This window comes from Mycobacterium sp. smrl_JER01 (assembly GCF_048513595.2).
Classification (GTDB): Bacteria; Actinomycetota; Actinomycetes; order Mycobacteriales; family Mycobacteriaceae; genus Mycobacterium.
Genome location: NZ_JBLXXK020000001.1, coordinates 5,345,800 through 5,369,265, shown reverse-complemented (window position 1 = coordinate 5,369,265; position 23,466 = coordinate 5,345,800). Strand labels below are relative to the sequence as shown.

The 23,466-nt window shown below is 66.3% G+C and carries 23 protein-coding genes and 1 pseudogene; 10 read left to right on the top strand and 14 right to left on the bottom strand.

Going from position 1 to position 23,466, the window contains the following annotated elements; all coding sequences use genetic code 11:
- Positions 1-24: 24 nt before the first annotated feature.
- The 3 genes from ACNUDN_RS25245 to ACNUDN_RS25235 are packed head-to-tail and all read right to left on the bottom strand — an operon-like array spanning position 25 to position 3,129.
- Positions 25-1,164 carry a DUF4350 domain-containing protein gene (locus tag ACNUDN_RS25245; RefSeq protein ID WP_419124441.1) on the bottom strand — a complete coding sequence of 380 codons (1,140 nt, stop codon included), beginning with the start codon at positions 1,162-1,164 and terminating at the stop codon, positions 25-27.
- Positions 1,161-1,814 (bottom strand): DUF4129 domain-containing protein, encoded by a 654-nt coding sequence (locus tag ACNUDN_RS25240; RefSeq protein WP_419124440.1) that lies wholly within the window; start codon positions 1,812-1,814, stop codon positions 1,161-1,163. Before ACNUDN_RS25240 ends, ACNUDN_RS25245 begins: the two co-directional genes overlap by 4 nt.
- 1 nt (position 1,815) lies before the next feature.
- Entirely contained in the window at positions 1,816-3,129 is a 1,314-nt protein-coding gene (locus tag ACNUDN_RS25235; RefSeq protein ID WP_419124439.1) for a hypothetical protein, read from the bottom strand.
- Between the two features lie 103 nt (positions 3,130-3,232).
- Between ACNUDN_RS25235 and ACNUDN_RS25230 the strand changes: the two genes are divergently transcribed.
- A complete protein-coding gene (locus ACNUDN_RS25230) occupies positions 3,233-4,219 on the top strand; it encodes an LLM class F420-dependent oxidoreductase (protein WP_419124438.1) in 987 nt (328 codons plus the stop codon).
- A gap of 10 nt (positions 4,220-4,229) precedes the next feature.
- On the top strand, positions 4,230-4,358 hold the full coding sequence (locus ACNUDN_RS25225) for a hypothetical protein (RefSeq protein ID WP_419124437.1): 129 nt from the start codon (positions 4,230-4,232) through the stop codon (positions 4,356-4,358).
- Here the strand turns inward: ACNUDN_RS25225 and ACNUDN_RS25220 are convergent.
- The 3 genes from ACNUDN_RS25220 to ACNUDN_RS25210 are packed head-to-tail and all read right to left on the bottom strand — an operon-like array spanning position 4,355 to position 7,922.
- Positions 4,355-5,263 carry a phosphatase PAP2 family protein gene (locus tag ACNUDN_RS25220; RefSeq protein ID WP_419124436.1) on the bottom strand — a complete coding sequence of 303 codons (909 nt, stop codon included), beginning with the start codon at positions 5,261-5,263 and terminating at the stop codon, positions 4,355-4,357. The genes ACNUDN_RS25225 and ACNUDN_RS25220 overlap by 4 nt on opposite strands.
- A gap of 24 nt (positions 5,264-5,287) precedes the next feature.
- The gene (locus ACNUDN_RS25215; protein ID WP_419124435.1) at positions 5,288-6,280 is read right to left on the bottom strand and encodes a hypothetical protein; all 993 of its coding nucleotides are present in this window, start codon (positions 6,278-6,280) and stop codon (positions 5,288-5,290) included.
- A complete protein-coding gene (locus tag ACNUDN_RS25210; RefSeq protein ID WP_419124434.1) occupies positions 6,270-7,922 on the bottom strand; it encodes an HsdM family class I SAM-dependent methyltransferase in 1,653 nt (550 codons plus the stop codon). The genes ACNUDN_RS25215 and ACNUDN_RS25210 overlap by 11 nt, the downstream gene beginning before the upstream one ends.
- A 217-nt stretch (positions 7,923-8,139) precedes the next feature.
- Here ACNUDN_RS25210 and ACNUDN_RS25205 point away from each other — a divergent pair, with 217 nt between their 5' ends.
- The gene (locus ACNUDN_RS25205) at positions 8,140-8,286 is read left to right on the top strand and encodes a hypothetical protein (RefSeq protein ID WP_419124433.1); all 147 of its coding nucleotides are present in this window, start codon (positions 8,140-8,142) and stop codon (positions 8,284-8,286) included.
- Between the two features lie 28 nt (positions 8,287-8,314).
- Here ACNUDN_RS25205 and ACNUDN_RS25200 read toward each other — a convergent pair whose 3' ends face one another.
- From ACNUDN_RS25200 to ACNUDN_RS25185, 4 genes are all read right to left on the bottom strand, one after another.
- A complete protein-coding gene (locus ACNUDN_RS25200) occupies positions 8,315-10,234 on the bottom strand; it encodes a zinc ribbon domain-containing protein (RefSeq protein WP_419124432.1) in 1,920 nt (639 codons plus the stop codon).
- A gap of 28 nt (positions 10,235-10,262) precedes the next feature.
- Positions 10,263-11,870: a S53 family peptidase gene (locus ACNUDN_RS25195; RefSeq protein WP_419124431.1), complete on the bottom strand. Its 1,608-nt coding sequence runs from the start codon at positions 11,868-11,870 to the stop codon at positions 10,263-10,265.
- 51 nt (positions 11,871-11,921) lie between these two features.
- Positions 11,922-12,188, bottom strand: a complete 267-nt coding sequence (locus ACNUDN_RS25190; RefSeq protein WP_419124430.1) for a hypothetical protein — start codon at positions 12,186-12,188, stop codon at positions 11,922-11,924.
- Positions 12,189-12,278: 90 nt separating this feature from the next.
- Entirely contained in the window at positions 12,279-13,436 is a 1,158-nt protein-coding gene (locus ACNUDN_RS25185) for an MFS transporter (RefSeq protein ID WP_419124429.1), read from the bottom strand.
- A 297-nt stretch (positions 13,437-13,733) separates the two neighbouring features.
- Between ACNUDN_RS25185 and ACNUDN_RS25180 the strand changes: the two genes are divergently transcribed.
- A complete protein-coding gene (locus ACNUDN_RS25180; protein ID WP_419124428.1) occupies positions 13,734-14,330 on the top strand; it encodes a class I SAM-dependent methyltransferase in 597 nt (198 codons plus the stop codon).
- 819 nt (positions 14,331-15,149) lie between these two features.
- The gene (locus tag ACNUDN_RS25175; protein ID WP_419124427.1) at positions 15,150-15,410 is read left to right on the top strand and encodes a hypothetical protein; all 261 of its coding nucleotides are present in this window, start codon (positions 15,150-15,152) and stop codon (positions 15,408-15,410) included.
- A gap of 21 nt (positions 15,411-15,431) precedes the next feature.
- On the opposite strand, the gene ACNUDN_RS25170 is transcribed toward ACNUDN_RS25175, so the two are convergent.
- Positions 15,432-16,709 (bottom strand): amidohydrolase family protein, encoded by a 1,278-nt coding sequence (locus ACNUDN_RS25170; RefSeq protein ID WP_419124426.1) that lies wholly within the window; start codon positions 16,707-16,709, stop codon positions 15,432-15,434.
- Positions 16,710-16,807: 98 nt separating this feature from the next.
- Between ACNUDN_RS25170 and ACNUDN_RS25165 the strand changes: the two genes are divergently transcribed.
- The 3 genes and pseudogenes from ACNUDN_RS25165 to ACNUDN_RS25155 all read left to right on the top strand — a co-directional run bounded on the left by ACNUDN_RS25165 (position 16,808) and on the right by ACNUDN_RS25155 (position 19,359).
- A complete protein-coding gene (locus ACNUDN_RS25165; RefSeq protein ID WP_419124425.1) occupies positions 16,808-17,167 on the top strand; it encodes a winged helix-turn-helix transcriptional regulator in 360 nt (119 codons plus the stop codon).
- A gap of 348 nt (positions 17,168-17,515) precedes the next feature.
- Positions 17,516-17,741: pseudogene (locus ACNUDN_RS25160) on the top strand (transposase); the annotation flags it as partial.
- Between the two features lie 214 nt (positions 17,742-17,955).
- Complete coding sequence (locus tag ACNUDN_RS25155) at positions 17,956-19,359, top strand: IS1380 family transposase (protein ID WP_419120488.1); 1,404 nt, start codon at positions 17,956-17,958, stop codon at positions 19,357-19,359.
- A gap of 317 nt (positions 19,360-19,676) precedes the next feature.
- On the opposite strand, the gene ACNUDN_RS25150 is transcribed toward ACNUDN_RS25155, so the two are convergent.
- From ACNUDN_RS25150 to ACNUDN_RS25140, 3 genes are read right to left on the bottom strand one after another with little or no spacing between them, the layout of a single operon-like run.
- A complete protein-coding gene (locus ACNUDN_RS25150; RefSeq protein WP_419124424.1) occupies positions 19,677-20,207 on the bottom strand; it encodes a CAP domain-containing protein in 531 nt (176 codons plus the stop codon).
- A 22-nt stretch (positions 20,208-20,229) separates the two neighbouring features.
- On the bottom strand, positions 20,230-20,841 hold the full coding sequence (locus tag ACNUDN_RS25145; RefSeq protein WP_419124423.1) for an Rv1363c family protein: 612 nt from the start codon (positions 20,839-20,841) through the stop codon (positions 20,230-20,232).
- Positions 20,822-21,412 (bottom strand): Rv1363c family protein, encoded by a 591-nt coding sequence (locus ACNUDN_RS25140; RefSeq protein ID WP_419124422.1) that lies wholly within the window; start codon positions 21,410-21,412, stop codon positions 20,822-20,824. The genes ACNUDN_RS25145 and ACNUDN_RS25140 overlap by 20 nt, the downstream gene beginning before the upstream one ends.
- Before the next feature lie 440 nt (positions 21,413-21,852).
- Here ACNUDN_RS25140 and ACNUDN_RS25135 point away from each other — a divergent pair, with 440 nt between their 5' ends.
- Both ACNUDN_RS25135 and ACNUDN_RS25130 read left to right on the top strand, forming a co-directional pair.
- Positions 21,853-22,611 (top strand): MlaE family ABC transporter permease, encoded by a 759-nt coding sequence (locus ACNUDN_RS25135; protein WP_419124421.1) that lies wholly within the window; start codon positions 21,853-21,855, stop codon positions 22,609-22,611.
- On the top strand, positions 22,608-23,462 hold the full coding sequence (locus tag ACNUDN_RS25130) for an ABC transporter permease (protein ID WP_419124420.1): 855 nt from the start codon (positions 22,608-22,610) through the stop codon (positions 23,460-23,462). Before ACNUDN_RS25135 ends, ACNUDN_RS25130 begins: the two co-directional genes overlap by 4 nt.
- Positions 23,463-23,466: the final 4 nt, after the last annotated feature.

Genomic DNA, 23,466 nt, shown 5'->3' with positions numbered 1-23,466 from the left:
CGCCCTCGTGCGGGTTGGGCTGTGTCACGACTGTGCGACCTGCCTTTCGATGTCGTCAAGTGCGCGTGCCAGGTTCACCAGATCGTCGTCGGTGGCCGGGCTCGGCCCGTACAGAGTATGGGCGACGCTCTGGGAGTCGAGGCCGGACCGGGCGGCGACGGCCTGGATGACGGATTGCGGCGGAGCGCTCGCGGTGAGGCCGATCCTGGGCAACAGGCGTTGCCGGGCCGAGATGCGCAGCGAGTCCGCGGCGACATCCCGGCTGCGGCGGGATCGGTACAGCCGCCCCCGTCCCTCGACCGTTTCGGAGGCCCGCACCACCACCGGAAGCCGTTCGGCCACGAGCGGTCCGACCCGGCGGCCCTTCCACAACGCCAGCAGCGCCACCGCCAACACCAGCTGCAGCACCATCCAGTTGACCTGTGCCGGAATCAGATCGGTGAACGATGCGGCGCCGTCGGAGTCGCCACCCTCGCTGCGCTGCGGGGCGTACCAGATGACCCGGGGATGGGAGCCGGTGAGGTTCATCGCAAGCGCGGCGTTGCCCTCGGAGGCCAGCTGGGAGTTCATCACGAACCGCTCACTGCCCACCACGGTGATCGTGCGTCCGTCGGCGCTGTAGCGGGCCAGCACGCCGTCATAGCAACGGGTCACCGGCGTCGATCCGGTGGCCTCGTAAGTCTCGGCGGGACCGAACTGGACGGTGCCGGCGCGCTCGGCTTCCCGCATGTCGCAGTCCGGCGCGAGGCCGCCGAACTCGGTGGTCATGCCGCGCCGGAGTTCGGGGGCGAGTGCCTCGCGGGTCTTGCCGAGCGGGGCGATCAGCAGCCGATCGCCGGGAAGGGTGGACAGCCGGTCCAGCAGGTCGTCGTCGAACAGGTGGTAGGTCTGCGCGGCCACCAGCAGGGTGTCCTCGCGTGCGGCGATCTCCACGTCGCGGATCGAGGCGGCCTCCACGACGGTGATACCAGATTCCCGCAGCAACGTCACCAGCGCGTGCACGCCGTCGGACGACGTGGAGGTCGGGTCCAGATGGCCGCCGGGACGCGGCGCGGTCAACCAGGTGGTCAGCGCTGCGACCGCGACCACCGCGGCGAGCCCGAGCAGCACCCAGCGCAACCCGCGCCACCTCTGGGTGAGGGTCTCCCCGACAGCGGTGCTCACCGAACCTCGGCCCACGGCTGCTGGGCCGACTCCGCACGTGTGGCGGTCGTCTGCGATGACGTCTGGCTGCCGAGCCGGTCGTCGAGTGAGGCGATCATCCGGTATTGCGGTTCGGTCGCGGGTCGCTCCCCGTAGGTGACGTCGTTGAAGATCTCAGCGGCAGTGCGCAGCTCGGCGGCAAGCCCGGGCAGCGCGCGGCCCGCGGCGCCGGCGAGTTCGGTCGCGGTGCGTCCCGGCACCGGGTCGAGGACACCGTTCTCCTCCAGTTGCCGGGCGACCGCGCGCAGTCGGTGCCGCACCGCCGGGGCCCAATCGCCCGATGCGGCATACCTTTCGGCGGTGGCACGGTGCTCGGCGGCACTGAGCAGGTGGGCACCGAACAAGGTCGGCGCCGCGCGGCGGTCGGTGTGCATCGCCCGCCGGGCGACCCGGATCGCGACCACCACCGCGACGACGAGCAATACCAGCAGCACGGCCACGGTGTACCAGCCGCCGGGAAACCTCGACGCCGACGCCGTCAGTCGGTACAGCAGCTCCTCGATCCAGTCCAGCAGCATGTCCATCGCCGACGGTTTGGGATAGATGGCTTTGCCGAGTTCGCTGCGGGCCGCTTCCTGGGCCGCCTCGCGGTCGATGTCTATCGTCGACACGTCACCGGGCGCCGGTCAGCCAGAGATCGTCGGTGGAATCGGCCGGCGCGTGCGGCCCGGCCGCCGCGCCGGTCTGCAGCACAAGGTCGAATGCCTCCGCACGGATTCGGCGGTCGGTGTACTGCAGCACCACCACGCCGGCGCTGAACGGACCCGTGATGATCTGCCCGACCGCGCCGCCGACCGAGAACAGCACCATCGCGATCATCGCGGCGGTGGTGGACGCCGACGCGGTCAGCGCCACCTGTCCGCCGATGCTGAACGGTATCGACACCGCGCCTGCGACGAACTGCGCCACGATCGCTGCCAGCAACCAGATCCCGAAGACCCGCCAGAAGTCGCTCTTGATCAGCCCGAACGACCGTTTGACCGAGGTCAGGATGTCGCGCCGTTCCAAGACGATGACCGCCGGGACGAAGGTCAGCATCACCAACAGCCAGATCGCCGCCAGGACGGACGCGACCACCAGTGGGGCGGCGATCAGAAACGCGGCGGGCCCGTCGACCACCGCCACCACCAACACCACCATCAGCAGCACCAGCCCGAACCACACGATGATGCCGAGCGTCTTGAGCACCGTGAAGCCGATCAGCGCCCACAGTCGGGGGCGCAATCGGCGCCATGCCTCTCCGATGGTGATTCCCGCGCCGAACACCGACCGGCCGATCACCACGGTGAGCAGTCCGCTGAGCAGGGTCGTCGACAGCGCCGTGGTGATGCCTGCGGCCAGGCTCGATGCCATCCAGCTGACCAGCACCTCGGTGGACGCCTGATCGCTGTCCAGCGATTCGGCGAACCGGCCGGTGAACGCGAACGGCCACAGCGACAGGACCAGGGCGATGAGCTGAGCGGCGACCACCACGATCGTCGTGAGACCCAGCGTGGCTTTGGGATTGGCGCGGATATAGGCCACCGCGCCGTTGAACATGTCGGACAGGCTCAGCGGGCGCAACGGGACGACACCGGGTTTGAGTGCCGGTGGAGGTCCGTACGGCGGGTAGCCCGGCGCACCGTATTTGGGAGTTCCGTATCCGGCCGGCCTGTAACTGGGAGTGCCGTATCCGGGGGGCCCGGAGCCGACTGACCCGTAACCGGGGCCTCCGTAGCCGTAACCCCCTGACCTGTGGCCGTGGGCTCCGTAATCGGGAGCCGGAGCACCGTAGCCGGGAGGGCTATAGCCGGGCGCACCGTAGCCGGCTGGCGGCCAGGTCGGCGGTGCCCCGTATCCGGCCATCGGCCCGCCCGCATACCCGGGACCGGGGTATCCGGGGTCCGGTGGCCCGGCAGGGCCGGGGCCGCCGGCTTGGTGGGTCATGATCACCATCCTGTCGATCACCGACAGAATTGACAACGTCGGCAGCCGCGGGACGGGTGGGTCGCATCGTTTTGCCCGGGCCGGCACGGGTACCCCTGCCGACATGACCCGTTTCGGCTACACCCTGATGACCGAGCAGAGCGGCCCCAAAGACCTTGTCAGCTACGCAGTATCAGCTGAACAGGTGGGTTTCGATTTCGAAGTGTCCAGCGACCACTACTTTCCGTGGCTGTCCGCCCAGGGCCACGCGCCGTACGCGTGGTCGGTCCTCGGCGCGGTGGCCCACGCCACCGAACGCGTCGAATTGATGACCTACGTCACGTGTCCGACCATGCGCTACCACCCGGCCATCGTCGCCCAGAAGGCCGCCACCCTGCAGTTGCTTGCCGACGGCCGCTTCACACTCGGCCTCGGCAGCGGGGAGAACCTCAACGAACATGTGGTCGGCAAAGGCTGGCCGACGGTCGCCCGCCGCCAGGACATGCTCCGCGAAGCCATTCAGATCATCCGCGAACTGCAGACCGGCGAGATGGTCGACTGGAAGGGTGAATACTTCGAGGTCGACTCCGCGCGGCTCTGGGACATTCCGGACGTGCCTGTCCCGATCGCGGCGGCGGTGTCGGGGGATCGGTCGGTGGAGAACTTCGCGCCGCTGGCCGACCATCTGATCGCCGTGGAACCCAATAAGGACCTGGTCGACGCCTGGCATCAGGCCCGGCGCGCCACCGGCCTGCCCGGTGACGTGCGGGTGATCGGCCAGATCCCGATCTCGTGGGACACCGACCGCGATGCCGCGATCGACCGCGCCCATGACCAGTTCCGCTGGTTCGCCGGGGGCTGGGCGGTCAACTCCGACCTGCCCACCACGGCGGGCTTCGACGGTGCCACGCAGTTCGTTCGCAAGGAGGACGTCGCCGAATCCATCCCGTGCGGTCCGGACCTGGATGCGATCGTCAACGCGGTGCGTGAATACTGGGAAGCGGGCTTCACCGACATCGCGATGGTGCAGGTCGGCGGCGAAAGCCAGGAAGCCTTCCTCAAGGAAGCAGCAGCGCCGCTGCTGGACAAGCTCCGTTCCGCATCGCAGTGAGAGGCTTGGGATGACCCGAGGTACAGGGATCTACGACGACGAAGAAGGTTCGGCCGCGTCGAAGTCCGTGGGCACCGTCAAGGACGCGGACCGCGACACCCCGGACGTCGACAAGGACGCCGACGAACCTACCGCTTAGCGTGTTGTTTCCAGTCGGTGCCAACTCCACCAGAACAGCAACGCGGCGAAGATCGACCCCGCCGCGGCCAGCCACTGCGCGCTGAGGAACAGCTGCCATTCGGCCGCTGAATCGATGTTCTGCTGGAGCGCTGCGAGCAGTGCGGTGGCGCCGAGCGCCGCGCTGACCGCCCCAACCACAGCGACGGCCGCGACGAACACCGTGCGCAGTGTGTAACGAGCGGCACTCGCAGTGGCCACCGCCCTAACCCGTCCGGTGCGGGCCCGTCCGTTTCGGGCGAGGAAATACGAAGCCGCACAGGCCACCCCGAGTGCGACCGCGTCCGCGGCGAGAGTATCCGACAGCCGGTGCCATCTGGCGATGACGGTGTAGGCGCCGATGCCGACCGCCCAGGTCAACGCGGCGAACATCGTCACGCCGCGGAACCGGTACGGCATCACGATCAACAGGGCGAACAGCACCGACATCGCTGCCGTGGTATGACCGCTGGGCAAGGTGTTGGACAAATACACCTCGCTGCCCGACACATCGGGCCGTTGCAGCACAAGATGTTTCAAGATTTGGGTGATGGCCTGGCTGCCGAGGATCACCGCCATCGCGGCGACGGCGAGCTCGACTTGGCGACGGAGCAGCCCGATGGCGCCGACCAGCACCGTCGCCGCGGCCAGCGACGTCACCGTGATGGTGTCGAGCAGCCTGCGAGCTGCGATGAATGCCCGCGGGTCCACCTGCCCGGCGCCGTGCAGGGCGGCGTTCTCGGCCACCTGGCCGGTGGCCGTGCGCACCGCGAGCCAGTAGACCGCGACGACGAACAGCGAGGCACAGATCAGCATCACCGTCCACCGGCGACGCGCACGCGCGAGCCGACGAGGTGTTTCGTCCAGGTGGTGAAGATCGGTCTGCACGGGTGCACGATCCTCTCATGCCCGTCAGCCCAGCGCGCGGCGGCGTCGCAGCCGCGCCTCCTCGTGCTGGGTGATGTTGGAGTTGTCCAGCACGATCGTCAGCATCACCGCGAAAAACCGTGCCGGGCTGAGCTCCTCGGGTACCAGATCGGTGCGCAGGGTCACCTCCGGCAGGGCGGCGAGCTGCGCGTCGACATCGGCCGTCGACTCCTTGTCGACCTCCTCGATGTCGACGTCGAACAGGTCCAGGACCGCCTCCTGTGGTTCCGGGGACCCGACCTCCGGGGGTGCGTCACCCTCCCACTCGGGCACCACCAACGCGCAGGCGTCGTAGGCGTCAGCCTCGCGCCCCAACTTGATCAACAGGTCGACGATCCAGTCGAACTGGCGCCGTTCCTCGGTGTAGGCGGTCGATCGCAACGAATACATGAAACCCAGCGCGGCCAACGGATGCCGCAGCGCAAGATTCTTGGCGTCGCCGTAGGACTCCTCGACACGGTTGGCGGCGTTCTTGCCGAACGACGAATCCATCCGTTTCGTCGAGATCAGCAACTCCGGACCCGTCTGCCAGGACGACATGATGACGTCGACCTGCTTGAAGTAGTTCTTCCCGGCGATATTCGCCGATGCGGCACCCACGCCGCCGGTGGCAGCCCCTTTGCTCAGCCGCGCCAGCAGGTCCTCACGTCCGGCGGCCTTGGGGACCGACCGCACGAAGGCCAGCACGTCGCGGTCGACCACCCTGGGCGCCTCGGCGCGCGGCCACACTGCGTCCGGGTCCAGACCCGCACGGCGCAATTCGTAGGCGACCCACACATCGAGCGCCAACGCAGGTACCCCCGAACGGCTTTCGGCGCCCAGCAAGATCGGCACCGCAAGCAGCTTGCGCAACGTGGCGTAGTCCGGCGCGAAGGTTCCGTCGGCCTTCCACGGGTTGACCGCTGTGAACGTCGACTGCTCGACGAGGGCGTCGAACAACGGCCACGCCAACGTCTTGGCGCTGGGTTTACCTGCCACCGTTGGCTTTCCCGCGGGTGACCCGGCGTGCGGTCAGGTCGGCATGATCGCGCCGGATCGCACGCAGCGCACGGTCGGACAGCGTCGCGGTGTCACGCAGCAGCGCTTCGTCGACCAGCGCAACCGCGTCCAGCAGTCGTCCCGCGCGCAGCAGTGCCGCCACCGCGGGCCGGACACGGCGGAGTTGATCGGCGTTGCTGCGCACCAGCTCCGGTGACGGCACCGGCAGGACATCGGCCTCCCGCGGTTCGATCTTGAGCATCCCCCCACCGTAGGCGCGGCCCACGGTCTCGGCGCCGAGCAGGGTCACCGAGTTCAACGACGCCAACGGCAACAGGTTCATCCCGTCGTGGCGCAGCTCGTCACGCAGATACACACCGTGCACCGAGTTGAGGTGGTGCGCGCGGGTGCGGTTACTGGTCAGGCGCGGGGTGTCGGCGTTCATATAGGTCAAGAACAGGTCGGCGGGCCGTAGATAAGGCACCCGCCACCAGGGTTTGCGGACCCGGCATTTATAGGCCAGGTGCACATCGAGGTCCTCCCCGGAGGCGATGTAGTGCCGCGCCGCGGGTGTGGGCTGCTCGGCCGGGCGGAACAGATAGGTCGACTGACCGGCCTCACCGAGGGCGTCCAATGCCGCTCGGGTCAGCGCCAGACCACGGAGGTGGCGGGAACCGGGCGGGGACAGCGGGATCACCTCGGACGGCGACAGCCCGAGCGCTTCGACCTTCGCCGGTGAGAGTGTGAAGAAACGGTTGCTGCCGGTCACCATCCCCAGCGTGGTGTCACCCCAGGTCTCGAGGAACGTGAACGCGTCGGTGCGCACCACCGACTCGAACGCCGACAACCCGGCCGCCGACATCAGCCCGGCCGACCACTTCGCGCCGTTGCCCGGCGGGCTCCAGCGCCGCGACCCCGGCAGCCGGGCGAGTCCGTCGGCATCGCGGACCTGCGACAGCTGCATGTGCTGGGCGCCCGTGCCACCCTCGGGTTGGTAGCCGTCGGCCAGCAGAAGCACGACCTCCTCCAGTACCCCCGGGAACACGCGCTCGTCGAACAACACCAGGCCGACCGCACTGAAGTGGTCCATCAGGTACTGGCGAACCCCCGCGGCGTAGTTGACGCTGAGCAACTCGGCGGGCAGGACGAGCCCGAGCCGCCCGCCGGGCCGCAGGTGCAGGGCCGAGTGCACGGTGAACGCCGCCCACGACGACGCCAGATTGGACAGTGTGACACCCGCGCGCAGGGCCGCCTGCCGGGCGCGGGCGCGCGACTCGCCGGTGAAATCTTGGTAGCGGACGTACGGGGGATTGCCGACGACCACGTCATAATTGCCGAACTCGTTGTGGGAGAAGAAGTCCCGCGTGTGGATCACGGCGTCGATGCCGTGTTTCCGCAGCCGGCGTTGGGACTGTCGGGCGGATTCGGCATGGATTTCGACGCCAACCAACGGCCCGGTGTGGCCCTCCCTGCGGCCGATCTCGTGCAGGAACACCGCCTCACCGCAGGACGGCTCGAGCACCGCGTGCTCAGGATGCCGCACCGCCCAGTCGGCCAGAAATCGGGCCACCGGCGGCGGCGTGAAGAACGCCCCGCGCGCCTTGCGGCGCGTGGCATCGTCTCCTTGGCCGCCTGCGAGCATGCGCATATCGTGCCGTAGCGCACCGACAGGACCACGCTGACCCGCCGACATCGCAGCTCGGCCGATGGTGACCCATGGCCCCGACGAGCCCCGGCGACCAGCGGATCGTCGGGACCTTCGGCCATGGTGGACGACACCCACCTGCGAATAACATGCGCATATCGGCATGAACAGTCCGCGACTGCGGGGCGTGCCGACCGGGACGAGGAGGTCAGCGATGGGACGCGATGTGGGGGACCGGTACCAGTGCGAGGAATGCGGCGCCACGCTGGTCTACGAGAAGGCCTGTCCGTGCCCGCCGGAACGGGAGCATGCGGAACTCTGTTGCGAGAAGCCGATGGTCCCCATCATCGCCGCGACGTGAGGTCGCGGTTCCGAACCAGCCCGCGAGCTCACCGGGGCGGGTCGCCGCGCCAACTGAAACTGTTGACGTACTTGCCCATATCCAGTGCCAGCTGCAGGTTGGCGGCCGAGGGCTTGCCGGACCCGAAATCCGGTCCGAAAGCGCGGTAGGGCCCGACTGCACCGGCGATCAGAGCCAGGTCGTTCTTCACGGCGACCATCACGATGACGCGCATCCGGCTGGAAGTGGCCATCGCACCTTGCGGCCACAGATCGGCGGCCAAGCCATAGCCGTGCTGGTAGCCGACCATGGTGTTGGGGATCTCGTAGGCCGTCGTGATGTCCGGGAAGGTCTCGTTCACCAGGTCCTCGGCCACCTCCCTGGGGCTGCGCCCGGCGGCGGGGCGACTGAACAACTGCATGGTGCCGCCGTCACCGGCCTGCAGCACCGCGGTGACCCCGTTGTCGTTCTTGCTGACCTGGTACGCAGCCCCTTCCACGGGGTAGGACACCGAGAATGCGCCGTCGGCTGAGGTGAATCGGGGGTTGATCTCCACCGCGCGGGTCATCGGCGGGCTGCCGCAGTCGGGTGGGCAGACATAGCGCGGCGCGGGCTTCGATATGACGCCGGAAATCCCGACGAGGCTGCCGGCGAGCACCACCAGAGCAAGGCCGACGACTGTGGCCACCTGCCGATAGGACGCGTTCTCGGGTTTGGTGACTTGGAACAGGCCCGACTGCAGCGAGTAACCGGGGATCAGGCCGACGGTGATGCCGCCGGTCGCGATGCTTGCCGCACTGCGGTCTGGCCGCTCGTCGCGGCGAATCTGCCGAGACCGCCGTGACGACGCCTGCATCGAGGCGCCGCATCGGCCGCAGAACGGCGCGTCGGGCACCACATGATTGCACTTGATGCACAGGATCGGATCCTCGATCTGCGGCTCGTCGTGCGCCTCATGCAGCAGGGCCAGATGCAGGCCGACCCGCAGTGCGAACAACGCGAGCCCGGTCAGTGTCAGATGTAGAGCCAACTGCAGCCATTGCGGGAAGCGGGCGACGTCGATCACACCCAGCCCGGCGTATACGGCGACCACCACCACCGCGATGACGACCAGAACACCCCGGACGAACACGCGGTGCGTGCCGGCCTTCGCCGGTGGCCTGGTGAACCACAGCGCGGTGCCGACCAGACCGCCTACCGCCGCCGCGGTCAGTGGCATCGCCACCCCGCGAATGCCTGCCTCGACCAGCAGCCCGTCCAGCGGCCGGGCCCGGTTGACCAATCCGGTGGTGAATTGAGGCGCCAGCCGCGTCAGGGTCGCTGCGGCGGTGAACGTCAAGGCACCCAGCGCCCCGATGGCGTAGCCGTCCAAGGACTCCCGCCTACCTCGCCACGACCACCGAGCCGCCAGCGCGGGCACCAACATCAGCAGCATGCTGCCCACCGGGACGCCGATCCCGTCGCGCAGAATCCTGCCACCGGCGATACCCGCGCCCAGCGGGACCCCGTACGCACGGGCCAGAGCCGCGCCGGTCAGCAACACCCAGCCGACGCCGAGCACGACCCCCAGCACGGTCGTCATCACCAGCGTCGCGCGCGGAATGTCGCGTGCCACATCGGATTCGTGCAGATACAGAGCGAACAGCAACGGTAGACCCAGCGAGGCGACCGCGATGAACGCTGCGGGCATTCGCAGCAAGGTCACCGCGACCAGAGCGGCGGCCAGCAGCCCCAGACCCATGAGGAACACCGCCCGCGATCGCGACGACAGATGCGGGAACAGGGAACTCGCCAGTGCCGGCGAGAGCAGACGCTGATCGGACGCCGCGCAGAACGCGCTGGCGCGCAGCCAGTGTGGGCCGTCGCCGGGTGCGTGATCGGCCAGCGGAACACCACACAGGCCGCAGTATTCGCCTGCGGGAACATCGATTTGGCACACCTGGCACTCCACCATGCCGGGAGCGCTCATCGGTACTGTCTCCTCTTCGCGCGGCGCATCAGGCCTGCACCTTCTGGGCGATCTCGATGTTGCGAACCAGATTGTCGATGTCGGGGGTGCCCAATCCGGTCACCAGGTCATAGCCGGGCCCGGCGTTGTCGACAGCGTTGCCGCCCAGGGTGACGTCACGGAAAGCGGGCAGCGGCGCCCCCTCGGCGATGCGGTAGAGCAGCGGGTTGATCTCGCCGATCAGGGTTCCGTTGCGCTCCAACAGATACTGGTTCATCAGCGCGGTCAGTCCGGCCCAGATCGGTGCCGACTGCGAGGTACCCCCACCGACGACGAACTGCCCGTTGATCACGATCTTCACCCCGGTGAACGGGTCGGCGACCGCGGCGATATCGGGTGTCATGCGCTTACCTGTTCTGCGGTCGGGCGCGACGTCGTCCGCCACGGCGCGCTGCCACGGCGGCAGGTCGAACAGCGTCGAAACGCCGCCACCGGTGCCCTGGGACAGCGGCACATCGAACCAGGTCTGTTCGGACACCCAGCGCCCGTCGGCGTCGGTGGACAGTGTCGTGCCGCCGACGCTGGTCATCTCGGGCAGGGATGCGACCGAGTCGAGGCCGATGTCGTCTGCGCTGGGCGGCGACGACCAGTCCTGCCCGCCCCGGCACTCCATGCCGGCCAGGTCACCGCTGGCGTTGAACGCGGTGGTGCCGTTGGACTGGGCGGTGCGCAGTGCCGATCGGACCGGAGCCAGGTCGGCTGCGGTGATGAGTTTGTCGCAGCCCCAACCGATCGAGAAGCTCCACACCGCGCCGGGGAACCGGCGGTCGGTCTCCTCCAGCATCTCGCCGATCTTGCGGTATCCGCCGCCACCCTCGACGGTCGGGCGAGCGTTCACCACCACCTTGCGGGCGTCAGGTGCAATGGCATGCGCCACTTGAAGATCCATCGACAGCTCACTGCGCGGCTCGCCGGGCGACCCGCCGACAACCTCCGGAATGAGCGGCGGCAGGCCGAACGTGGTGGTGAACAGATCGAGGTCAGACTGGTGGAAACCGTCGAAGGCGAAGATCACGATGGTGATTCCCTTGCCGGTGACGCCGCTGCGGGCCAGCTCGTCGGCGTTGTAACTGTTGAGCAAGGCGTCGGGCGCCAATCCGAGGTCGGGAACCTGCACCGGCACCGGGTCTGGCTGCGACATGTGATGTGGCGTGTAGCTGAGGATCCGACCCACCTCGGACACTTCGGCGCGCAGCGACTCGGGTACCTCGGGCTGGTGCGGAGAGGCGTAGAACAGTTGGCCCTGCCGGCCTCGATAGTCGCGCACCGAGACGTCGAACGCCTCGGCGACCGCCTCGGGAGCCCCTTCGACGATGGCCCAGTCGTCGCCGGGACGCCACCGAACCGACAACGATTGGGCTCTGGCCCAGTCGATCAGCGCGTCCGGCCGAGATGGGTCGGCGAGGCTGGCGGTGAGCTCGATGCTCGGCTCCTGCGCCGGCCCAAGGTCGGTCGACGCATCCAACAGAGATGCGAAGGGTCCTTCGATGAGCTTGTCATCGGCGGCGCCGCGCTCGCTGACCGACAAGCCGATTCCCGCCAGCACCACACCGGCGATGAACAATGCGGTCAGCGAGCGAAGGGTCGCCGTTGTCATGGGTCGGGCACGAGCTCAGGCGTGCCCGGACCGAGTCCGGGCACGCCTGGGTCACTGACCGTAGTCGTCGCGGCCCGGGTTGACCGTCTGCTGCGGCGCCGTGACCGGAGGAGTGAAGACCCCTGGGCCGCCGGGATCTGGGGCCTTCTCGGTCGGGCTCAGCGGCGGCTCGGTGGTGGTGGTGGTGGTCGTCGTCGGGGTGGTCTCTTCGGGCTCGTCGCCGCCACTGCCGCAGGCTGCGGTGAAGCCGATCATCGCCATGATGGCGCCACCGCCGATCACTAGCGACACGCGACGACCCAGCCGAGTTGATGACATTTGCGCTCCTTTTAGGTGAGTCCTGAAATTGTGACATCTCGGCCGAGCTTCGGCGACCCTAATACGCTCGCGGCGAACGACCAGGTCAGCTCAACGACCGACGGATCGCACCTGCGGCCGGTACCTCACCAGAGCCAACCCACTGAGCAGCGACACCACCGCGGTGAGCAGGAGGAGCTGGCCCACCGCGAGAACAGTCATCGCCATACCCGCCGCAGCCGGCGCCGCGACCGAGCTGACCGCTCCCACGACCAGACACCACGTGAATGCTGCGCCTGCATGGTCGGGAACCAGCTCGGCGGTCCAGATCGCGAGCACGGCCGACCCGACCATGTAACCCACGCCGAAGATGCACGCTGAGACGGCCGTCGTGGCCAGGGAGCCGCTGAACAAGCCGAGAAGCCCCGACGCCGCAGCCACCAGCACCAGACACAGCGCCGCGACGTTGCGGCTTCCCCATCGCTGTGCCGCGGACCCCGTCGCCACACCTGCCACGCCGGTAACCCCGATGGCCACGTACAGCGCCGGGACGGCTGCCGCCGGCAGATCTTCGCCGCTGAGCACGTCTGCCGCATAGGTGAAATAGAGGACCACGGCGGCGAAATACACCACCGAGTATGCAGCTGGAATCCGCAGTGCTCGTGCGATCGGGCGGACACCACGCCCTCCGCCGAGGCGGGGGACAGGACCGGTCGAAGGCACCAGGCGGAGATTCACGACGGCCGCGACCACGGCGGCGAGGGCTATGCCACCCCAGACCAGCCGCCACGAACCGAGCGCGGCGAGAACTCCCAGGCCGCCGAGCGCGACGAGTCCACCGCTGGTCCCGGTCGTGATGATGGCCAGCGCTCGCGGTCGCTGCGGACCGGGGACCGCCCGGGTCACGATGTCGGAGTAGGGAGCCCAGACCCAACCGGCCGCGCCGCCGGCGAGGACGGCTCCGACCGCCAGCAGCCACGGAGAATGCGCGACCGTCACGATCAGGGCTCCCGCCGCACCGCAGGCACCGCCCACCGTCGTCGGAGCGCGCGGCCCACTGCGGGAGGCGAGCGGGCCCGCGAGTAGCAAGCCGGCGAGGTACCCGGCGAACGTCGCGCTGGCGACGAGGCCGAGAACAAGATCCGACAGCCCCAATTCCTGCCGGATGTCGGGCAGGGTCAAACCATACGCGTACCGTGCCATGCCGAACGCGACCCCGACCACGGCCGCTCCGGCGACGCCGACCCGGACGCTCGCCGCGAGCGCCATGACAAACTCCCTCTTCTTTTCGCGTGCACCGGGGCCGCATCGTCGGCGTCGGTGTCGCCGTCTGGCCAGCGTGGCTTCCTCATCCGAGGTTACGTCCCGATCCACAGGGCGTGAGCGCGATCTGGTGGGCCAGCGCGTCCACAGCGCCGCCGCCGGACGAACACCGCGGGACTGTTCAGATCTCCAGGTAGACCTCGTATGCGGCGACAGCGCTGCCGCCGGCGGACACGGATCAGTCGGGCAGAGCACCTGAGGAACGACTGACACGCGGAGCATGTAAGGGTACCCTAACTCGGTATGACGATGACGAAAGCCGATGAGCTGCTGCGCATCCTGCGCGGAATGGTCGGCAACTTCCCATATCCCCACCAGGCCGCTTTCTTCCTCGACAATCCGGTACGCCGGATGCTCGAGAACCCGGGTGATGCCGTCGAGGCGATCGGGCTGCGCGGTGGCGAGCGCGTTCTCGAGCTGGGGCCGGGCCCCGGTTTCTTCAGTGTCGAGATCGCGCGACGGCTTACGACCGGGCACCTCGACCTGTTCGACCTGCAACCGGAAATGCTGGCGAAGGCCCGGCGCAAACTCACCCGCGCGGGCCACCACCGAATCGGTCTGCACACCGGCGATGCCGGATCCAGCCTGCCGTTCGGCGACGACACCTTCGATGTGGCGTTTCTGGCCGAGGTGATCGGCGAAGTTCCCGACAAAGCGGCGTGTGTGCGCTCGCTCAAGCGGGTCCTCAAGCCGGGCGGATTGTTGGTCTTCCACGAGGAATTCCCCGACCCCGACCGGCTCAGTGTCGACGAATTGCGACAGCTGGCCGAGCCCGCCGGATTCGTTTACGTCGACGCCGTGGGCAACCGATGGCGGGACACCGTGCGGTTCAGGGCGTGATTGTCGGTCTGAATAAGGAGAGTCACTCCGCAGTAAGAGTGCAAGTGCACCGAGGCAGGCAAGCCGCCGACGTCGATGTGATCGGGCGACGGATCGTTGACGGGAGATGAGCCTCGCGACGTCGTCATCGAGCGCGGGTCCCCAACGCCTATGCGCGAAAGGAGTCGCTGGCCAGGGCAGCGAAGCGCCGGGTAGCTGCCTCCCGCCTCACCTGGGGTCGGGACCCGAGTGCGCGCCCGGCCAGCAGCACCAGGACGAGGTCGTCAATGTGAAGTCTCTGCGACAGCGCACCGGCAGCCTGCGCGCGGCGTGCCAACGAAGTGAGTGCCTGCAGCGCGGCGTGGCGCGGCGTGGCGTGGCGTGGCGCGGCGTTGAGCTGCATAACCGGCGGGGCTCGGGATTGGCCGATATGAATGCGTCGATGAAAGCCCTGATTGCGACCAGTGAGCACGCTGATGTTCTCGATGATCGAACAGACCCGCGCACTGGTTCGCGGTCGGCGCAGCCGTCTCGACGATCTTTCCGCACGTCGGTAGAGCATGGCGGTCCGGCCCCAGCGCAGCGAGCGACTTCCACATGGTGACGTCGAGCCCGCGTTTGGCGAACGACTCACGCGCCACACAAGCACTCGTTCGCGGTTGTCTTGCGCGTCGGTTCACGGGGGCGGTGGCGGCTACAGCGAGATCGCAGTGGCGCGGTTTGCTGACATCGCAGCCATCCCGGGGCGACCTGTCATTCACAGACGCGGTCGCAGTGGGCGGTGCCGGCCCTGACGCCCACTTCGCCTTGGCCCACGCGTATCTCACGTCCGCTGATCCCGTGCCGGCAAGCTTCGATGTGATCATCGACATCGTGGGTGGCGCCAAAGCGCCGGAGTTCATCGACCGGCTCGCCCCGAACGGTCGGATGGTCATCGCCGGGATGGTGGCCGGTTCGGTGCCGGCAGACGTCGGATCGCGGCTCCTGTCGCGGTTCCAGCTGTCACGCTCGGTGGCGGCCTTCAGTGTCGATACCGCACCGGTCAGCGCGTCAGGACAGAGCAGTATGCCGCGCATTCGTCACCGCCCGCAGCGCCGTTGATTCGAGCGATCAGAACCGATTTCACGGGCGACGCACCCCTCGTTCGGGCCGGTTCGTCGCTTCGCGCTTGTCGACGACGATCTGACCGTCGAGGATCGTCACGGCGAGCTCTCGGAGGTTGACGATGTCGCGGGTGGGATCGGCGGTCAGCACGATCAGGTCGGCGCGTTTACCGGGGGCGACGGTGCCGAGATCCGGGCGGACGCACTGCCGGGCCGCGGCACTGGTGGCGGCGGTGAGAGACTGAGCCGGCGAGAGCCCGGCTGCGACCATCAGCTCCGCCTCCTGCAGTGTGTTGGCACCGAAAAGGCCACGACCACTGAAGGAATCGCTACCCAAGACGATGGTTACGCCGGCATCGGCAACCTTTCTGACGTTGTCCCGAGTATCCGGATGGAGCGCGTCGTTGAGCCATAGCGTCGGCGTGTAGGTGATGTCGCGTTCAAGCATGAGGTCGATCAGAGTGTGATCGGTGAGGGGCTCGACGGTGACACCGTGCTCGAGGCCGTCTGCGCCAGCCTCGACGGCCTCGCGTGCGGCAACCTGTTGGGTGGTGTGAACCGTCACCCTAAGGCCGCGCTCGTGCCCCGTTTCGATGCCGGCCCGAAGGATCTCCGACGGCAATCGCACAAGGTCGACGGAGGTCGGGAACGCCGGGTTATGCCAGATGTATTTCGGCGAGCCGGTGCATGCGCACGCACCTTCGGACAGCAATTTGATCGCATCGACCTTTCGGTCGGCCAAGTGGTGCACCAGGTCACGCATCTGCGCCGCGTTGCCCACTTCCGCGGTGAACCGCGCTCGGGCCCAAGGGTTATCGGCAAAGACGGTTGCGGCGGGGTGTCCATTGCGGCCAGTGATACCGCAGCCGGTCGCTACCAGCCGCGGACCTCGTAACGAACGCGCGGCAATCTGGGCGCGGGTATTCAGTATCCCTTCGGTCGGATCACCCACCGACTTGATCGTGGTAACCCCGTGCTGGAGGAAGAGCGCGAGCTTGAGGGGAATATCGGTCTCTTCAAAATTGCGCATCGACTCCTCGTCAGACACCGCGCCGACGTCGTAGAAGTGCAGATGCGTGTCGATCAGACCGGGGAGGATCCAGCCTTCGGCGGTGTGGACCTCCGTTCTGCCGCGCAGTGGTTGTGCTGACACAGCAGCAATCTGTCCACCATTGATTGCGATGTCGTACAGTCCCGGGAGCGATCGGTGCCCGTCGAAAACATGCGCGCGGCTGACTACGAGGTCGTGCAGTACGGAGTCGTGGGGGTCGGTCTTCGCCGTGGCCACAGGCGTCATCGGTGCTCCTTAGCGTAGTGCGCCGTACCGACGCACGACTATCAGGTTACTTTTAGTAACCAGATAATCAAGCCTTTGGCCTACATCTACCATGAGGCATGACCGAATCTCGGCCGCCGCTGCAGGCGTGCACGTACACCGAGGAGGTCTTCGGCATACTCGGCAAACGCTGGACGGGATTGCTCGTCGACTTACTTCTCCAACGTGCGGCGCGGTTCAACGAGTTGCACGCTGCGCTGCCTACGTTGTCCAAGCGCGTCTTGAGTGAGCGACTCTCCGAACTGCAGAGCATCGGCCTGGTCGAGCGTGACGTCGACCCCGGCCCCCCGATCACCGCAACCTATCGGCTCTCCGAACGCGGACAGGCACTCGGCCCCGCGATGGACGCGCTACGCGTATGGGGCGGAGCGCCGGTCGACAATCAGGGCCGCCCCGCGCCTCCCGAACATCGTCATTGATCTTGTGCCTCACAGCAAGAAGGGCCCCGGCCAGTTTGCCGGTCAGGGCTCTCTAGCTGCGATCACCCGAGTCGGGGTGGCGGGATTCGAACCCACGACCTCTTCGTCCCGAAACCACGTCACCGGGGGTTCGAGTGAGAAGGATGCGTTGGGTGCAGGGAATCCGAGGCGCTCAGATGCGGTGGAACCACTCAGATGCGGTGGAACCAATGGATGAGCGCCGTCCTGGTAGCCGAAGGCCAGACTGTCAACCTGGCTCGGATCTTCAGCACGCCGTACGACGGGACTCCCCCACTTTGGTTGACTGCCGTCCCGTGCGGATGCGTCCTTGCTGGAAGGATCAATCTCGTGCCGAAACCGTTTCCGGCCGAGTTGCGAGCTGACGTCACCGCCGTCGCCCGCAATGGCGGGCCCCGCTGCGTCAGATCGCGCAGGACTTCGGCATCTCGGAGGCCTGCCTGCATCGCTGCTCAAGATCGCCGACCGCAAGGACGGTGCTGGCAAGCCAGCGCCTGATCAAGCGGAGCTACCATCAACGCCGCCGGCAACACGCACTCGGGCGACGCACCCCCGACAGTGTTCGAACTGTCCGTACACCAGTCGCAACCGCGGCCTGAAATTCACACCCCGCGAGCCAACTGAACTCGGGCAGTCCCGTGGATGCTTTAGCCTCGATCCACTGATGAATTGGCTGGTCAGTGAGTGTCGGAACGAGGAAAGTGCCCCTTGAGCTGGGATGATTGGTGTTCTCTAGGCATCAATCAGACCGGTTCAGAAAGGCACTTCCAGTGCAAGTGTCCCATAGGTTCGCCGTGTCCTCGGCAGTGTTCGACGATGCCCATCTCGTGTCGTGCGCTGGGCTTGTGCCGGTGATGACCTTGGCGGAGCAGTGCGGACTGACGGCGCTGCTGGAACGCAAGGTTCGGTTCACCTGCGAGCGGATCAAATCTGGTGCGGCCAATCCGTCACCCAAGCTGAGCACGCTGATCGCCGGGATGTGCGCCGGTGCAGACAGCATCGATGACCTCGACATCGTGCGCTGCGGCGGGATGAAAACGCTCTTCGACAGTGTGTATGCGCCATCCACGATCGGAACTTTGCTGCGGGAGTTCACCTTCGGTCACGCTCGCCAACTCGATGGTGTGCTGGGAGAACACCTGGGCGCACTCTGCGAGCGAGTGCCACTGCTGCCCGGTGCTCACGAACGGGCATACATCGACATCGACTCGCTGCTGCGCCCGGTCTATGGTCACGCCAAACAGGGCGCTTCCTACGGACACACCAAGATCGCCGGGAAACAGATCTTGCGCAAAGGTCTCTCACCGTTGGTGACCACCCTGAGCACCGACCACGGCGCTCCGGTGATCACCGGAGCCCGACTGCGGGCCGGAAAGACCAACTCTGGCAAGGGCGCAGCGAGCATGATCGCTGCGGCCGTGGCGACCGCCCGCGGGGCCGGAGTCAGTGGCCAGATCCTGGTCCGCGGCGACTCCGCCTACGGCACCAGCACCGTGGCCGCGGCCGCCCGCCGCGCCGGAGCCCGGTTCTCGCTGGTGCTGAACAAAACAACAACCGTGGCTGCGGCGATCGAGTCGATCCCCGAGAACGCCTGGACCCCCGTGTCCTACCCGGGTGCGGTCCGCGACCCCGACACCGGTGTCTGGATCTCCGATGCCGAAGTCGCCGAAATCGGCTACACCGCCTTCAGTTCCACCGAAACCCCGATCACCGCCCGCCTGATCGTGCGCCGCGTCAAAGACGCCCGCTACCCCGACGCGTTGTTCCCGGTGTGGCGGTATCACCCGTTCTTCACCGACTCCGACGAACCCATCGATGCCGCTGATATCACTCACCGCCGCCACGCGATCATCGAGACCGTGTTCTCAGATCTGATCGACGGACCCCTGGCCCACATGCCCTCAGGACACTTCGCCGCGAACTCAGCATGGATCCTGTGCGCGGCTATCGCCCACAACCTGCTGCGCGCCGCCGGCGTACTCGCCGGAGGAACCCACGCGGTGGCCCGCGGGGCCACCTTGCGCCGCACAATCGTCAACGTCGCGGCCCGGCTGGCCCGGCCCCAACGCCGACCGATCTTGCACCTACCAACACATTGGCCGTGGACAGACCAGTGGCTGGCACTGTGGCGCAACACCATCGGCTACAGCCCACCAGCAGCCACCCCCGCCTGACCACCGCCGAGAGGCCCGACCAGAAAACCACAGGAAAAGCTGGACAGACCAGCGACTACCTCGTGCTCACACCCCTGCAGACCGAAAAACAGCCACAACAGACACATCAACCACTTCAGTCCACGGATCGAGGTTTAGTCTCACCACCAGCGAATACACTTCACCCTGGCCATTGACATATCGGGATAGCCCGACGCGCTGCCAGATCACACCCCTATCCGACACCGCCGACACCGAACGTGCCGCGTGCACCCATAGCTCACTCTCGTGAATTGGCGCTCTGTGACGCGGAATTGTGGCCGTCAAGACGACCGCGGCTACCCGACTTCGACATCAGAGGGCTGCCCGTAGACGGCGACCACCACGGTTCTGTCAATCCGATTCTCGGACCACACACCTATCTCCGTGTTCGCACAGTTGCGCATCGTGGTGAGGTAGCCAGGATTTGCGTACCACTGGTTGATGAGCTCTACTCCGCTGATTGCGAGCGCGGGGTTGATCGCGACGGTCTGCTCAACGGTGCCATGGTAACCGGCGGCGGTAGCGCGGTCTTGTGGCGAAGACCCGTCTGATCCCGCGTCTCCGTCGAGCCAGCGGTGGTTCAGCACATCGGCGGTATGCCACTGTGCTGCCAGTTGCAGCTGAGGGTTCACCTTTATCGCGGTGGGACAGCTTTCGCGATATTGAACGATGGTGACCATCTGAACGACAGCTTTGTTGAGCCTGCTGTTGTCGGCGTGGCTGCGCGGTGAGCCTGCCAATGCACCCACCAGTGCAAGCGCGACGAGCAGCGCCACTGGCCCGCTCGATCTGGTGAGGATCGATTGTGGGATGCTGGACGGCCGCATGGACTTTGACCTCTCGTGGTGATCAGAGGGGAGCGAAATCTGAGATGAGCCAGCTCCCGTCGACGTTGTCCAGGGTGACCTTGACACTGGACGCGGTCTCTGTGGGCGCGTCCTCTGCGACTGTCGTCGTTTGATTGACGAAGATCAGAACGACGGCGTGGTGAGCGGTCGCCGATATCGGAGCCGCTGCCGAAACGGTGGCGGTCGAGACGATGCGTTGCTGTATTGCCCCCGGTATGACGACATCGTCGGTCAGCGTGGTGAATGCGTCGCGAAAGCCGCCGGTGAGATTCTCGCGTGCCGCTACCAAATCGGTGCCGACCGAGTCAGGTCCATAAGTGAGCAGCGCGACCGTCCCTTCGCTGGCTGCGCGCACCGAATCGTTGGCTGCCGTGACTTCAGCCTGGGTGGAAATCACCTGCCATTTAAGGAATGCAGCGGCGATTGCCAGTACAAGAATTACGAGTGGCAGGACACCGAAAGTCAGCACATCGGTCAGAGAGCGTCGGGGTGGCCCCGCCTCGAAGTCTGCGATGGCTTCTACGCCGTCGCCAGTCGGCGGTGCCGCGTCTACGGGCTCGAAGCCGTCCCCTTCGGATAGACGAGCCTCCCGGCTAAGGAACGTACTGAACATTGGACACCTTCTCCGTCGAGCCTACGCGCTGAACGCTGATCCGCATCCGCCACAGCCTCGCCGGCGCCTCGATCCCCGCGAGCCACGTCTTCACCGATATCGCGACCAAGACATCAGCGTGGTCACCGTCGGCGGCTTCCAATCCCGCTTCGATCACCGTCCCTTCTGTCCTGGACTGGGCACGCTTGACAGCTTCGACGAAGTCTGCTGAGCGCCGGTCGAAGTCCTCGTGGAAGAGGCCGATCGACGATTGGAGGATTTTCGTCACCTCGGCGTCGGCATTGTCCGGGTTGATCGTCGTCAGCCTTACCGCACTGTCACGTCCGGCCGCCAGAAATTGAACCCGCTGGTTCTCCTCGCGTGTCGCGTCATAGGTCTGTATACCCAACCAGCCGACCAACACGGACAACGCCAGGAGGGCGGCCACCCCAAACGTCACTGCCACCCGCGCGATGTGTCGGGGAGAGCAGGCTCCCGGCGCACTGGCGGTTCCGCCCACTTCGACAACGGTTTTGGTATTGGGGGCGGTTTGCCCCTCGGCTTGTCCCGAGTGCATCGCGGCCGCGTCCATCGGCACTTCGGTGCTGGCCGCGGTGATGTTGCGGTCGTCTGTGTCCGCAGGGACTTCGGTCACGCTCTCCGCGGCCATACCGATCCCTTCTGGTCCATCATCTTCACGATCCGACGCGAGAGAGGCCGGCCTCTGCACCGGCGACCTCATCCGGGGATACATGTGAATTCTCTATCTGAGGCTTTGCTACATCTACTCGACGACCCTTCGTGAGGTGATGTGTCTCGTCAAGGTAGGTGTCTTCAAATGATGGAACCAGCGCGTCGGGTGGTACGGGTAGGCAACACAAATGCGTGCTAGCGGCTTGTGCTCACCATATGAAATGACGGCGATTGTTGCTTATCTCCGGCGGTGTTGGACTCTGCCCTAATGGTCACCGTAGTCCGTCACGGCAACAAACCACCGTTGCTCGAACTTGAGAGGAGCGGTTGGCAGTAATCATGGAAGCACTTGCCAAACAGATGCGTGCCGTCGGTGGGTTCTTTGCCACTGCGGTCGACACGGCGGTCGTCGCACCGCAACCGCCGTTCGCGTGGCGCGAGCTGATCTTCCAGATGTGGTTCGTCGCAAGAGTATCCATTGCGCCGACGATCATGCTGGCACTGCCGTTCACTGTGCTGTCGGTGTTTATCTTCAATATCCTGCTTGTGGAGTTCGGTGCTGCGGACTATTCCGGGGCGGGTGCTGCGTTCGGTGCCGTCACGCAGATCGGTCCCATGGTCACCGTCCTTGTGGTCGCCGGCGCCGCAGCTACCGCGATGTGCGCCGACCTGGGGGCGCGCACCATCCGGGAAGAACTCGACGCGATGCGGGTGATGGGAATCAACCCATTGCAGGCCCTGGTGGTACCCAGAGTCCTCGCTACGGTGGTCGTCGCCCTGTTGTTGAATTCAGTCGTCGCAGTGGTAGGCGTCGTCGGTGGCTTCTTCTTCTCGGTGTTCGTTCAGAATGTGACGCCTGGGGCCTTCGTCGCAAGTATGACGCTGTTTACGGGACTCCCCGAGATCATCATCTCGCTGGCCAAAGCGGCCCTGTTCGGTCTCGTGGCTGCGCTAATCGGTTGCTACAAAGGTATTTCCGTCGGTGGGGGGCCGGCCGGGGTGGGAACCGCGGTGAACGAGACAGTGGTGCTCTCATTCATGGCGCTGTTCGTCATCAACGTCATTGTGACGGCGGTCGGCGTGAAGGCGACGATGTGACCGGCAATGCTCCGAGCCCCCTGATGCCCCGGGTGCATCGCGCCGTCAAAGACTTCACTACGGGCTGGAACCGCATCGGGGTCCAAACCCAGTTCTATGGAACGGCGATCAAGTCGATCGGTGACGCCGTCCTGCATTATCGCGGTGAGATAGCCCGCCAGATAGCCCAGATGAGCCTAGGCGCCGGAGCGCTGGCTGTGGTCGGGGGCACCATCGTGATCGTCGGCTTCCTGACCCTGTCCACCGGTGCGCTCATCGCGGTCCAGGGTTACAACACGCTGGCAGGGGTGGGTGTGGAGGCGCTCACCGGTTTCACATCCGCATATCTCAACGTCCGAATCATCGGACCGCTGACCACGGGTATCGGCCTGGCGGCGACCATCGGGGCGGGCGCCACCGCACAACTGGGCGCCATGCGTATCGCCGAGGAGATCGACGCACTCGAGGTCATGGGAGTCCGTTCCATCGCATACCTGGCATCGACCAGACTGCTCGCAGGAATGATCGTCGTCATCCCGCTCTACTGCGTCGCCGTGCTGATGTCGTTCATCGCCGCCCGTGTCGGCACCACGTTCATCTACGGTCAATCGACAGGTGTATACGACCACTACTTCAAGACATTTCTGAACCCGATGGACCTCGTTTGGTCTTTCGTCCAGGCGCTTGCCATGGCTGTTGCGGTAATGGTCATCCACACCTATTACGGATTCACCGCAGCGGGCGGACCCGCAGGGGTGGGAGAAGCCGTAGGACGGGCAGTCCGCGCCTCGTTGATCGTCGTCGTGTTCGTCACCCTCGTCATCTCGTTGTCCGTCTACGGGCAGTCGGGCAACTTCAATCTTTCCGGATAAGTGA

Bases quoted from the DNA above. Each gene is read 5' to 3' on its own strand.
- ACNUDN_RS25185 (WP_419124429.1), bottom strand. From the start codon at position 13,436: ATGGCGCTCGCGGCGAGCGTCCGGGTCGGCGTCGCCGGAGCGGCCGTG.
- ACNUDN_RS25210 (WP_419124434.1), bottom strand. From the start codon at position 7,922: ATGCTCGCAGGCGGCCAAGGAGACGATGCCACGCGCCGCAAGGCGCGC.
- ACNUDN_RS25230 (WP_419124438.1), top strand. From the start codon at position 3,233: ATGACCCGTTTCGGCTACACCCTGATGACCGAGCAGAGCGGCCCCAAA.
- ACNUDN_RS25145 (WP_419124423.1), bottom strand. From the start codon at position 20,841: ATGTTCAGTACGTTCCTTAGCCGGGAGGCTCGTCTATCCGAAGGGGAC.
- ACNUDN_RS25165 (WP_419124425.1), top strand. From the start codon at position 16,808: ATGACCGAATCTCGGCCGCCGCTGCAGGCGTGCACGTACACCGAGGAG.
- ACNUDN_RS25135 (WP_419124421.1), top strand. From the start codon at position 21,853: ATGGAAGCACTTGCCAAACAGATGCGTGCCGTCGGTGGGTTCTTTGCC.
- ACNUDN_RS25225 (WP_419124437.1), top strand. From the start codon at position 4,230: ATGACCCGAGGTACAGGGATCTACGACGACGAAGAAGGTTCGGCCGCG.
- ACNUDN_RS25170 (WP_419124426.1), bottom strand. From the start codon at position 16,709: ATGACGCCTGTGGCCACGGCGAAGACCGACCCCCACGACTCCGTACTG.
- ACNUDN_RS25190 (WP_419124430.1), bottom strand. From the start codon at position 12,188: ATGTCATCAACTCGGCTGGGTCGTCGCGTGTCGCTAGTGATCGGCGGT.
- ACNUDN_RS25200 (WP_419124432.1), bottom strand. From the start codon at position 10,234: ATGAGCGCTCCCGGCATGGTGGAGTGCCAGGTGTGCCAAATCGATGTT.
- ACNUDN_RS25235 (WP_419124439.1), bottom strand. From the start codon at position 3,129: ATGACCCACCAAGCCGGCGGCCCCGGCCCTGCCGGGCCACCGGACCCC.
- ACNUDN_RS25140 (WP_419124422.1), bottom strand. From the start codon at position 21,412: ATGGACGCGGCCGCGATGCACTCGGGACAAGCCGAGGGGCAAACCGCC.
- ACNUDN_RS25150 (WP_419124424.1), bottom strand. From the start codon at position 20,207: ATGCGGCCGTCCAGCATCCCACAATCGATCCTCACCAGATCGAGCGGG.
- ACNUDN_RS25180 (WP_419124428.1), top strand. From the start codon at position 13,734: ATGACGATGACGAAAGCCGATGAGCTGCTGCGCATCCTGCGCGGAATG.
- ACNUDN_RS25205 (WP_419124433.1), top strand. From the start codon at position 8,140: ATGGGACGCGATGTGGGGGACCGGTACCAGTGCGAGGAATGCGGCGCC.
- ACNUDN_RS25195 (WP_419124431.1), bottom strand. From the start codon at position 11,870: ATGACAACGGCGACCCTTCGCTCGCTGACCGCATTGTTCATCGCCGGT.